Below are 12,193 nucleotides of genomic sequence, written 5' to 3'. Positions count from 1 at the left end.
GCCCGGTCAGGTTCCCCTGACCGGGCTTTTTCAGACCGCTGCGATTACGCCGACTGGGCGTCTTCGCGGGCCTTGGCGAGGATGCCGTTCAGCGTCTCGCTCGGTTGCATGATCTTGCAGACCTTGTCCGCCGGCGGGTGGTAGTAGCCCCCGATGTCGGCCGGATGGCCCTGGATCACGCTCATTTCTTCCAGGATGGTGTCCTTGTTGTCTTCGAGTTGCTTGCTCAGCTTGGCGAAGAATTCCTTCAGCTTGGGATCGTCGTCCTGGTTGGCCAGTTCCTCAGCCCAGTAGCGGGCCAGGTGGAAGTGGCTACCACGGTTGTCCAGCTCGCCGGTCACGCGGGACGGCGACTGGTTGTTTTCCAGCAGACGCTCGGTCGCCTTGTCGAGGCTCAGGCCAAGGATGCGCGCACGCTCGTTGTGCTCCTTATCGCCCAGTTCCTCAAGTGAGACGGCGATGGCGAGGAACTCGCCGAGGGAATCCCAGCGCAGGTGGTTCTCTTCCAGCAGCTGCTGCACGTGCTTCGGTGCGGAACCGCCGGCACCGGTTTCGTACAGGCCGCCGCCGTTGAGCAGCGGAACGATGGACAGCATCTTGGCACTGGTACCCAGTTCCAGGATCGGGAATAGGTCAGTCAGGTAATCCCGCAGGACGTTACCGGTGACGGAGATGGTGTCCAGGCCACGGAGCAGGCGCTCCATGGTCCAGCGGATGGCGCGAACCGGCGACATGATGCGGATGTCCAGGCCGTCGGTGTCGTGCTCCTGCAGGTATTTTTCGACTTTCTTGATCAGCTGTGCGTCGTGGGCACGCTCATCGTCCAGCCAGAAGACCGCCGGCATGCCGGTGGCGCGGGCACGGTTGACGGCCAGCTTGACCCAGTCACGGATCGGCAGGTCCTTGGTCTGGCAGGCGCGCCAGATGTCGCCTTTCTCGACCTTGTGCTCGGTCAGTACGTTGCCGTCGCCATCGATGACGCGGACAACGCCGTCTTCCGGGATTTCGTAGGTCTTGTCGTGGGAGCCATACTCTTCAGCTTTCTGCGCCATCAGGCCCACGTTCGGCACGGTACCCATCTTGGTCGGGTCAAAGGCGCCGTGGGTCTTACAGAAGTTGATCACTTCCTGGTAGATGGTGGCGTAGGTGGACTCCGGCATGACCGCCTTGGTGTCCTTCAGCTTGCCATCACGGGCCCACATCTTGCCGGAGTTACGGATCATGGCCGGCATGGAGGCGTCGACGATGACGTCACTGGGCACGTGCAGGTTGGTGATGCCTTTGACGGAATCGACCATGGCGATTTCCGGACGGTGCTCGTAGCAGGCGTGCAGGTCTTCCTGGATCTCTTCCTGCTTGGATTCCGGCAGCTGCTTGATCTTCTCGACGACGGAAGACAGGCCGTTGTTCGGGTTCACGCCGATCTCGTCGAACAGATCGCCGTACTTGTCGAACAGCTCCTTGTAGAAGATCTTCACCGCGTGACCGAACACGATCGGGTGGGAGATCTTCATCATGGTTGCCTTGACGTGCAGGGAGAACATGACGCCGGTGTTCTGGCAATCTTCGATCGCATCGGAGAAGAACTTGCGCAGGGCCTTGCAGCTCATGAACATGCCGTCCAGCACTTCGCCTTCCTGCAGCGGCAGCTCGGATTTCAGAACGGTCTGCTCACCCTTGGTGTTTTCAAAGACGATGCGCGCGGTGGTGGCCTTGTCCAGGGTCAGGGACTGCTCGCTGGAGTAGAAATCGCCGCCGCGCATGTGGGCAACGTGCGTGCGGGAGGCCGGGCTCCATTCACCCATGGAGTGCGGGTATTTGCGGGCGAAGGCCTTGACCGCGGCCGGAGCGCGACGGTCGGAGTTGCCTTCACGCAGGACCGGGTTCACGGCACTGCCGAGGACCTTGGCGTAACGCGCCTGAGCTTCCTTCTCCTCGTCGGTCTCCGGATGCTCCTTGTATTCAGGAAGGTCGTAGCCCTGTTCTTTCAGCTCTTTGATGGCCGCACGCAGCTGCGGGATAGAGGCGCTGATGTTCGGCAGCTTGATGATGTTGGCGTGCGGGTTCTTGGTGTATTCGCCCAGTTCGGCCAGGTGATCCGGAACCTTCTGGTCTTCGCTGAGACGGTCCGGGAAGGCCGCAAGGATACGGGCGGCCAGGGAAATATCACTGGTTTCGAATTCGATGCCCGCGGGGGCCGCAAACGTCTCCAGGATCGGCAGGAGAGAGCGGGTGGCCAGCGCAGGGGCTTCGTCGGTCAGGGTATAGATAATCTTGGATTTGGAGTCAGTCATGTTTCGTCTTCAGGTCGTCGTTGTGGATCAGGACGGATGGTTCAGATGCGGCCTTGTGAGCTGCATCCACTGGTCCTACTCGGGATGAACAGGGGAGACGTCGAACAACACCTGAACCGCTTGGCGAGCCAGAGGTGGTTCAGTGGGTATTCAGGCGTTCTCCAGACCAGGAAACCGCTGAAAACGTCCTGCCCGACGCGGGAAACGTCAGGGCGTTTTCAGAGAGTCCCTCCTTTGGGCCATCCCCATTCGTACCATAACTGCCGTCGTTTTGTTCACATTCCGCGCCGTCCAGTAGCCAAACGTATATGTCTACAATAGCTACACTAATGCCGGCGGCGATGCCAGTACAGGGCGACGTTGCCCGGTCAGGCCGGGATGGAGCAACACAGCCTTGCGCCGGGTGCCGCCGTTTTCACAGCGCCCTTTTCAGTCTGTCCGCTGCAAAGCCCACGAAGGGCGTGTTTCGGGACAGACCGCAGGGGAAAAGGTTCGCTTTGCCCCGAAAGACACTTGCGGAAACCGGTACACATTGTAGCCGAAAACGGCGCGTCTTGGGGGGCCTGTTGGGCGATCGCGTCGTCGGCCGTTTGCCCGGATCATTCTCTCTGAAGGGTGATGGGTGGGTTCCCACACATTGCCCTGTCAGGGGTGGGTGAAAAATGACCCATTGCTGACTATCTTCTATTGTGACGGTTTCCGCTGGGGCCAGGAAAGTCGCGAATTCTACGGATCTGGCCTGTAGTTTGCTGTGAGTGGACTGCGCATGACTGGAGAGCCTCTGAAGCACTCGACGACTTCGACTTCAGATGCTCTCGAATAATGACAATGACATTCAGGAGCAAAAACAATGAAATTACAGTCCCTGCTGGCGGCTTCGTTCGCCTCGGCACTGATCGTATCCGCTTCCGCGTCCGCGCAGGACCGTTCCGACTGGCCCGAAAAATTCACCGTCGGTACAGCCAGTCAGGGCGGTACTTACTTCGCCTATGGTTCTGGCTGGGCTCACTTCATTTCCGAAAACCTGGGCGTCTCCGGCGGTGCTGAAATTACCGGTGGCCCGATGCAGAACATGGCGCTGGTACATACCGGCGACCTGAAGTTCGGCCTGACCACGCTGGGCCCCGCCCAGGAATCCATCGATGGCAACAGCCCGCTGGCTCCGGGCATGAAGATGGACAACGTCTGTGCCATGTTCCCGATGTACCAGACGCCGTTCTCGGTCACCGCACTGGCCAGCTCCGGCATCAAGTCCATTTCCGACATTCCCGACGGCGCCAAGATTGGTTTCGGCCCGGCCGGTTCCACCTCCGACACCTACTTCCCGAAGATGATGGATGCCCTGGGCGTGAAGTACGAGCGTCGTAACGGCAGTTGGTCGGACCTGGGTGGTCAGCTGCAGGACGGCCTGATCGACGTGGTTGCGTTCGCGGCGGGTATCCCGATTCCGGCGGTCAGCCAGCTGGAAGTGCAGACCGACGTGAACATCATCGGCATGACGGACGAAGAGCAGCAGAAAATCCTGAACAACTTCCCGGTGTCCAAGTTCGAAATCCCGGCCAGCACCTACCAGTCGCTGGACAAGCCGTCCAACGTCGTTTCCATGTGGAACTTCGCCATCGCCAACTGTGACGTACCGGAAGACTTCGTGTACGAGATGACCAAGCTGACCATGGAAAACAACGACAAGATGGTGGGCATCCACAAGGCCGCCAAGTCGTCCATTCCGGAGAACTACAGCAAGAACACCGTTCTGCCGTGGCATCCGGGTGCCGCTCGCTGGTTCAACGAGCACGGCTACAAGATCGACGACAGCCAGATCAAGTAAGCCCCCTGTCGCGCCCGCGACAGTCGCAGGACCGGCCGCCCGGCCGGTCCGCTCTGGCCGCCTCCCGGTCATTTTTCTTTCCGATCAGGTTGCATCATGACTATTGATACCCACGACAAGAATCCGTCTCCGGCCGCACCGGAAGACGATCACATGCTGGCCCATGGTGTGGATGAAGAGCCGGTTGAGTCCAACCGCCGCCTATACACCGGCTGGATGTTGCAGGCCGTTATCGTCCTGTCGATTGCCTACTCGGCGTTCCACCTGTACTCCCTGAACATCGCGCCGATGGAGACCTGGTCCTTCCGGATCGTGCACGTCTGCGGCGCCCTGATTCTTGGCTTCCTCCTCTACACCGGCGCCCAGTTCGTGTCCGGTCAGGAGGGCGAGGCCCGTCATCGCTGGACCACCTGGATCGCCGCGGTCCTGATGTTGCCGGCGCTGTATACCCTGTACCAGACCTTCAATTTTCACCAGATGATTGCCGCCGGCACCATGCGGCTGCCGCCGGACCTGGAAACCTGGCATTTCGGCTGGCCGCTGCTCGTCGCGACCGCCGGTGCGATCGTCCTGAGCTGGTTCCACCAGCGTGACCGGGCCGCCTTCAGCCTGCCGGACCTGGTGCTGATCCTGTGCTCCATTGCCACAGCGGCATACTTCCTGGAGGTCTACAACACCTCCATGCGCATGAGCACCGGTACCTCCTTTGCCCCCATCGGCATTTCCTTCGCCGCCATTGCCGGCACCGCGCTGATCATGGAAATGACCCGTCGGGTGGCCGGTCTGGCGCTGGTGGTCATTGCCCTGATCTTCCTGGCCTACGTGTTCCTGGGCCCCTATCTGCCGGGCTTCCTGAGCTATCCGGGTCTGTCGATCCAGCGCTTCTTCAGCCAGGTCTACACCGATGCGGGTGTGCTCGGGCCGACCACCGCGGTGTCGTCGACCTACATCATCCTGTTCATCATCTTTGCCGCCTTCCTGCAGGCGTCCAAGGTGGGTGATTATTTCGTTAACTTCGCCTTTGCCTGCGCCGGTCGCTCCCGCGGCGGCCCCGCCAAGGTGGCCATTTTTGCCTCCGGCCTGATGGGCATGATCAACGGTACCAGTGCCGGTAACGTGGTCTCCACCGGTTCGCTGACCATCCCGCTGATGAAGCGGGTGGGTTACCGTAAACAGACCGCCGGCGCGGTCGAAGCCGCAGCCTCCACCGGCGGGCAGATCATGCCGCCCATCATGGGTGCCGGCGCCTTCATCATGGCGGAAATCACCGGTATCCCCTACACCGACATTGCCATCGCGGCGATCATCCCGGCGATCCTTTACTTCGCCTCCGTGTTCTTCATGGTGGACTTCGAAGCGGCCAAGCTGGGCATGCGCGGTATGCGCTCCGACGAACTGCCACGGTTCAAGACGCTGGCCAAGCAAATCTACCTGTTCGCGCCCATCCTGATCCTGGTGGTGGCCCTGTTCATGGGCTACTCGGTGATCCGCGCCGGCACCCTGGCCATGGTCTCGGCCGTGGTGGTGAGCTGGCTGTCGCCTCACAAGATGGGGATTCGATCGATCCTGCACGCGCTGGAACTGGCCGGCATCATGTCGATCCAGATCATCGCGGTGTGTGCCTGCGCCGGTGTGATCGTCGGCGTCATCTCGCTGACCGGCGTCGGCGCCCGTTTCTCGGCGCTGCTACTGAGCGTGGCAGAACACAGCCAGTTGCTGGCGCTGGTCTTTGCCATGCTGATTTCCATCATGCTGGGGATGGGCATGCCGACTACGGCCGCCTACGCCGTTGCCGCCTCGGTGGTGGCACCCGGTCTGGTGCAGCTGGGTATCGAACCGCTGACCGCGCACTTCTTCGTGTTCTACTTCGCGGTGGTGTCGGCGATTACGCCGCCGGTGGCGCTCGCGTCCTATGCCGCCGCCGGGATATCGGGTGCCAATGCGATGGAAACGTCGGTGGCGTCGTTCCGGATCGGTCTGGCTGCGTTCATCGTGCCGTTCATGTTCTTCTACAACGGCGCCCTGCTGATGGACGCCAGCGTCCTGGCCATCGCCCGCGCGCTGATCACCGCCACCTTCGGGGTGTACTTGCTGTCCGGTGCGGTGCAAGGCTGGATCTTCCAGGCCGGTGCACCCCGCCTGACCCGTCTGCTGTTGCTGGCGGCGGCCCTGATGATGATCGCCGGTGGCTGGATCTCCGACCTGGCGGGCATCGCCCTGGCGGTGGTCACCTACTTCATGCAGAAGCAGCGGCGCCCGGATCATGGCAAGACCGTGGGAGCCTCGTGATCCTCCGGTGACCCGTCACCACACGGGCAACAACCGGTCGGCCGCACCCGGCCGGTTGTTCCTTGCCCGCCTCAGGGGTAGGCTTGCCTCGGACATTCATAAGCAGGCATCCATGACCTACCGACTCTGGGCAGTACTCCTTTTCCTCGTGACGATCGGCTTTTCCTGGCTGCTCGGCGGCTGGGCCGGCTATCGGATGCTGGAACAGGAAGCCCACGAGGAATCCTTCCGCTACACCCAGCTCGTGGCTAACGAGCTAAAACGCTATCGGCCGATTCCCGAACTCATGGCCGAACATCCGCTGATGGAAAACGTCCTGCTGAATCCGGACAACCAGCGCTTGATCCTCGAGGCCAACGAGGAAATGAAGCGTATGGCCAATATCGTCGGCAGTTCCGACGTGTACCTGATGGATCAAACCGGCTTTACCATCGCCGCCAACAACTACCAGCGCCGGGACAGCTTTATCGGCCGGGTATTCGATTTTCGCCCCTATTTCCAGGACGCCATGCGCACCGGCGACTCGGCGGTGTATTTTGCGCTGGGCACCACGTCCGATATCCGGGGCCTGTATTTTTCCCACCCGGTGAAAAACGGACGGGGCGACATTCTCGGCGTTATCGCCGTGAAGGTGCAGGTGAACGAACTGGAATCCCAATGGCAGCGGCCGGCGTCCCTGCACGACGCGGAAATGGTGGTGCTGGACGATGACGGCATTAGCTTCCTGTCGAGCCGGAAGGACTGGCTGTACCGGGATTTCGATCGCCAGTCGCCCAATCCCGCGCCAAGCCTGCGTTACCCCAACCGGGACCTGGCGCCTATGGCGATCACGCCGCTGGGCCAGCCCTGGGGCGTGTCGGCCAAGGTGGCCCGCATCCACGTCAGCGAACCGGGCGTCGACCAGGACTACTTGCAATTGCGTACCCCGCTGCCGCGGATGGACTGGACCCTGCAGGTCATGGTCAGCACCCAGCCAATCCTGTGGATCCGCATCCAGTTCCTGATTGGCGGCTTCATGCTGTTCCTCGGGATTTTCCTGACCTGGCTGTATTTGCGGGAGCGCTATCGCCGGGAGGCGGAGCTCGCCCAGCGCGGCGTGCAACTGGAGAAACGGGTGGCCGAGCGCACCGCTGACCTGGAGCATACCAACCAGCAGCTGCTGGAAGAGATTCGCCAGCGGGAAGAGGCCCAGGACGAACTCAAGGAAACCCAGCAGGAGCTGATCCAGGCGGCCAAGCTGGCGGTATTGGGGCAGATGTCCGCGGGTTTGAATCACGAGATGAACCAACCGCTCACCGCCATCCAGACCTACGCCCGCAACAGTCGCCGCTTCCTGGAGCGGGGCGAGACGGCGATGGTGGACGCCAACCTGCAGGAAATCGCCAGTCTGTGCCTGAAGATGGCGGAGCTGACCCGGCAGTTCAAAGTCTTCGCCCGCAAGTCCGAAGGCCCGCCGTCGTCCATTGACCTGCGCCAGCCCATCGACGCGGCGTTGAAGATCATCACCGCCCAGGAGAACAGCGAGGGCGTCACCATCGACTGGCAGCGCCCGGATGAGCCCGTCATGATCCACGGCGACCTGATCCGCATAGAGCAGGTGATGGTGAACCTGATCGCCAACGCCGTGCAGGCGGTGGAGGGCGTGGACGACCCGCGCATCATCATCGACATCCGGTCGAACGACGAAGGCTGGCAGTGCCGGATCCGGGATAATGGGTCGGGCCTGCCGGCCAACACCGAGCAGGTCTTCGAGCCGTTCTTTACCACCAAATCCATGAAGCAGGGGCTGGGCCTCGGTCTGTCCATCTCGCGCCAGATCGTGGACGCGCAGGGCGGTCGCCTGACTGGGCACAATCGCAACGACGGCGACGGTGCTGAATTCATCCTCACTCTGACCCGACGGGAGACCGTGGAATGACCCAGACCGACGTGATCTTTATCGACGATGAGGATTCCATTCGCCACGCCATGGCCCAGACCCTATCGCTGGAAGACCTGGGGGTGGCCTGCTACGCCGATGCGCCTTCGGCCCTGCGCCAGATCGATCCGGACTACACCGGGGTGATCCTGTGCGACTACAACATGCCCGGCATGGACGGGCTGGAACTGCTGGACCAAGTCCAGGCGATGGATGCAGCCATTCCCGTCATCATCCTCACCGGCCAGGGGGACATCAGCACCGCCGTGTCCGCCATGCAGCGCGGTGCCTACGATTTCATCGAGAAGCCGTTCGACCACGACGAGCTGATCGAACTGCTGCGCCACGCCCTGGAGAAGCGCCACCTGGCGCTGGAGAACCGCCGGCTCAAGGCACAGCTGCGGCAGTTAGCCCGTCCGGGGCCGCGGATTCTGGGCGACTCGCCGGCCATGCAGAAAGTGATTGCCACGGTGGAGCCGCTGCTGGACATCTCCGCCAACATCCTGGTGTTCGGGGAGACTGGCTCGGGCAAGGACGCGCTGGCCCGTTTCATTCACGAGAACAGCCCGCGCAGCACCCACAACTTCGTTGCCATCAACTGCGGCGCCGTGCCGGAAAACCTGATCGAGAGCGAGCTGTTCGGGCACGAGGCGGGGGCGTTCACCGGGGCCGACAAGCGCCGCATCGGCAAGATCGAACACGCCGACAAGGGCACCCTGTTCCTGGATGAAGTCGAGAGCATGCCCCTGGCCCTGCAGGTGAAACTGCTGCGGGTGCTGGAGGAGCGCAAGGTGGAGCGCCTGGGCAGCAACACGCCGCTGGATGTGGACGTGCGGGTGATCGCCGCCACCAAGTCCGATCTGAAGCAACTCAGCGACGAAGGCGAATTCCGCGCCGATCTCTACTACCGCCTCAACGTGGTGAAGGTGGACATCCCGCCCCTGCGCGAGCGCAAGGAAGACATCCCGGTGCTGTTCCACCACTTCGTACTGATTGCCGCCGCGCGTTACGACCGGGAGAGCGTGCCGCTGGACGCCGAGCAGGCCGCCCGACTGATGCAGCACACCTGGCCGGGCAACGTGCGGGAGTTGCGCAACCTGGCGGAACGCTACGTGCTGCTGGGCGCGCCGGCACTGGATGAAACCGGTGTGGCGGTTTCCGATAACGTCCCCGGCCGGCGAACACTGAGCGAGATGATGGACGCCTTCGAACGGTCGGCTATCGTCAGCGCCCTGAACGCCTGCCAGGGCAGCCTGAAGGACACCATGGTGCAGCTCGGGATCGCCCGCAAGACGCTTTACGACAAGATGAAGAAGCACGGGCTCGACAAGGCCGAGTTCCGGGAATAATTGGAATACTGTTTTTATATACAGTATTTGGGTGCTATTCTTGCCTCTACTTTTTCGTTGAACGCTGCTCACGCAGCGATAACAGGAGAAACGCAGTATGGCTGTTCAAGCGTTGTATTTCTCGGAGAGGGACGGGCAAGAAATGGCATTGAAGAACCCCGACAAGATGCTCTTCACCAACAAGGCGGATGCCGATGCCCGTGACCGGATGCTGGAGTTGTCCGAGGAAATTATGGTATTTCTTCAGTCCCGGGTTGAGGGATTGTCGGACGACCTGGCCGAGCAGTGTGCCCTGAGCATTGCCCAGGAAAAGGACCTGTTCCAGAAAGCCCTCAAGAAGCCCGCATTACTGAATGCATCCAGGGAAGACAGTGAGTAGACAGCGATGACCCGAAACCCTCTGGCACAGCTCGGACTGTGGATGATGCGCGGCCTGCAAGGCCGGGCATCGGCCTCTCATGGATTGTGGCAGGGGATATCGGGACGGCGAGGCCGGGGCACCGGATGGCTTGCCATCGTGCTGGCCGCCGGCCTGCTGAGTGCCTGCACCACGGTGCCGGTGGAGGATGAATCCACGGCACCGAAAATCAGCTTTACCAACACCATCTGGCGCCTGGTGCATGTGGGCGGCAACAAGGTGGCGGCGCCCGAGTCGGGCAGTCAGGCGCCGTTTATCATCTTCCTCGACGATGGCCGCGTGGGCGGTTTTGCCGGTTGCAACCACTTCAAGGGCACCTACGCGGTGGTGGACGGGGAATTCCGCTTCACCGAAATGGCGGCCACCCGGAATGTCTGCCCCGACGAGCCGGTCGAAGGGCCCTATATGAAGGCGATGCGCCAGACGGTCGGCGTGAAGCAGGATAACGACGAGCTTCTGTTGCTCAACAAGACTGGCCAGCCGCTGGCGGTGCTCAAGGCGCAGGTGAAACGGCTCAAATAGAGTCAGGCTTCGGGGTAGAGGCGCACCGGATCAATCGTGACGATCTGCTCACCGTCGCCAAAGCTCGCCTGCCCATCCTGGATGGTGCACTGGAAATGCATCGAGCGCTCCGCCAGGGCCGCAAGCGCCTGACTGTCTTCCGCATCGATCTGCAGGATCACCAGGTTGTCGAAGCGCGAGACCTTGCCCTGCAGCTTGTCCCACCAGATCGGCACGGCGCGCCCGCCGTAAGCCAGGATCACCACCTTCTCCGAACGGCCGCAGGCTTTGCGGATACGGCTCTCGTCCGGCAGCCCCAGCTCGATCCACAGCTCGATCTCGTCACTCAGGCTCTTTTGCCACAGATCCGGTTCATCGTCGGTGCTCAGCCCCTTGGTGAACTGCAGCGACTCGTCGGCGTAAAGCGCGAACGCCAGCAGGCGCAGCATCAGCCGCTCATCGGTCTCCGACGGGTGCCGGGCCAGCGTGAGGGCGTGGTCGGCGTAGTGATCCCGGTCCATATCCGCAATGTTGATATGAGCCTTGAAGACCGTGGATTTCAGGGCCATGGCGATGTTCTCTGAATCAATGGGTGGTGACAGCCAGCCGGTATTCTCGGGCAAGCGGTGCATGGGGTAAAGCACATTCGTACTGGCGTGCCGGAGTGCCCATTCAGAGCGGTGTGACAGGTGTTGAGAGCGCGGCCCGCAGGCGGGCCAGTGACGGGCGGCCCTGTGTTGATCCGGGCGCTTCGGTTACATTGGACGCCTCAATAAAAGCATAACAAGGAGCTTTCATGACCACCCGAACCGTTTGGATTACCGGTGCGTCGTCCGGCATCGGCGAAGCCCTGGCCGTACGCTTTGCGCGGGACGGCGCCAACCTGGTGCTGTCGGCCCGGCGCGAGCCCGAGCTCCAGCGCGTGGCAACTCGCTGTATCGAAGCCGGGCTCGGCGAACAACAGGTGCTGGTCCTGCCTTTGGACGTTACGGATTGGGACGCCCTGCCCAAGGCCGTGCAGACGGTGCGGGACCGGTTCGGCGCCATCGACCTGCTGATCAATAACGCCGGCCTGTCCCAGCGGTCGCTGTGCAAGGACACGGACATGAGCGTCTACCAGAAACTGATGGACGTCGACGTCATGGGCCAGATTGCCCTCACCAAGGCCGTCCTGCCGCACATGCTGGAACGCGGAGCGGGACACATCGCCGTCACCGCCAGCGTGGCCGGCAAGGTGGGCGTGCCTCAACGCACCGGCTACTGCGCCGCCAAGCACGCGGTTATGGGCTTCTTCGATGCCCTGCGGGCGGAAGTGGAAGACGCTGGCATTTACGTGTCGACCATCGTGCCCGGCTTCATTCGGACGTCCATCGCGGAGAACGCCCTGGCCGCCGACGGTTCTGCGTTTGGCCGGGTGGACGACGACATCGCCGGCGGCATGGACGTGGACGAATGCGCAGAGGTCGTGGTGAACGGGCTCAGCGCGAAGAAGCGGGAAATCCCGGTCGGCAAAGGCAAGGAAATGGCGGCGCTGTGGGTCAAGCGCATCGCACCGGAAATGCTGTTCCGCCTGACCAAGGGCCGCAACTGACATTG

9 protein-coding genes are annotated in these 12,193 nt (G+C 62.0%); 7 read left to right on the top strand and 2 right to left on the bottom strand.

From position 1 onward, the window contains the following. Positions 1 to 44: 44 nt before the first annotated feature. Positions 45 to 2,294, bottom strand: a complete 2,250-nt coding sequence (locus J3364_RS08095) for an NADP-dependent isocitrate dehydrogenase (RefSeq protein WP_349557866.1) — start codon at positions 2,292 to 2,294, stop codon at positions 45 to 47. An 850-nt stretch (positions 2,295 to 3,144) separates the two neighbouring features. Between J3364_RS08095 and J3364_RS08090 the strand changes: the two genes are divergently transcribed. The 6 genes from J3364_RS08090 to J3364_RS08065 all read left to right on the top strand — a co-directional run bounded on the left by J3364_RS08090 (position 3,145) and on the right by J3364_RS08065 (position 10,618). Next, a complete protein-coding gene (locus J3364_RS08090; protein ID WP_203143353.1) occupies positions 3,145 to 4,122 on the top strand; it encodes a TAXI family TRAP transporter solute-binding subunit in 978 nt (325 codons plus the stop codon). Positions 4,123 to 4,218: 96 nt separating this feature from the next. Further along, positions 4,219 to 6,411, top strand: coding sequence for a TRAP transporter permease (locus tag J3364_RS08085; RefSeq protein ID WP_349557865.1), 2,193 nt, complete (start codon positions 4,219 to 4,221; stop codon positions 6,409 to 6,411). A gap of 112 nt (positions 6,412 to 6,523) precedes the next feature. Beyond that, a complete protein-coding gene (locus J3364_RS08080; RefSeq protein ID WP_349557864.1) occupies positions 6,524 to 8,329 on the top strand; it encodes a sensor histidine kinase in 1,806 nt (601 codons plus the stop codon). Next, positions 8,326 to 9,678: a sigma-54-dependent transcriptional regulator gene (locus J3364_RS08075; RefSeq protein ID WP_349557863.1), complete on the top strand. Its 1,353-nt coding sequence runs from the start codon at positions 8,326 to 8,328 to the stop codon at positions 9,676 to 9,678. Before J3364_RS08080 ends, J3364_RS08075 begins: the two co-directional genes overlap by 4 nt. 97 nt (positions 9,679 to 9,775) lie before the next feature. Next, the gene (locus J3364_RS08070) at positions 9,776 to 10,057 is read left to right on the top strand and encodes a YebG family protein (RefSeq protein WP_349557861.1); all 282 of its coding nucleotides are present in this window, start codon (positions 9,776 to 9,778) and stop codon (positions 10,055 to 10,057) included. A gap of 6 nt (positions 10,058 to 10,063) precedes the next feature. Next, the gene (locus J3364_RS08065) at positions 10,064 to 10,618 is read left to right on the top strand and encodes an META domain-containing protein (protein WP_349557860.1); all 555 of its coding nucleotides are present in this window, start codon (positions 10,064 to 10,066) and stop codon (positions 10,616 to 10,618) included. Between the two features lie 2 nt (positions 10,619 to 10,620). Here the strand turns inward: J3364_RS08065 and J3364_RS08060 are convergent, their stop codons facing one another. Continuing rightward, positions 10,621 to 11,166, bottom strand: a complete 546-nt coding sequence (locus J3364_RS08060) for a YaeQ family protein (protein WP_123635990.1) — start codon at positions 11,164 to 11,166, stop codon at positions 10,621 to 10,623. Positions 11,167 to 11,393: 227 nt separating this feature from the next. On the opposite strand from J3364_RS08060, the gene J3364_RS08055 reads away from it, so the two are divergent. After that, entirely contained in the window at positions 11,394 to 12,188 is a 795-nt protein-coding gene (locus tag J3364_RS08055; RefSeq protein WP_349557859.1) for an SDR family oxidoreductase, read from the top strand. Positions 12,189 to 12,193 lie beyond the last annotated feature (5 nt).

Source organism: Marinobacter sp. NFXS9 (assembly GCF_040148665.1).
In the GTDB taxonomy this organism is placed as follows: Bacteria; Pseudomonadota; Gammaproteobacteria; order Pseudomonadales; family Oleiphilaceae; genus Marinobacter_A; species Marinobacter_A mangrovi.
The sequence above is the reverse complement of the archived record's forward strand: the minus strand, read 5'-3'. Positions and strand labels throughout refer to the sequence as shown.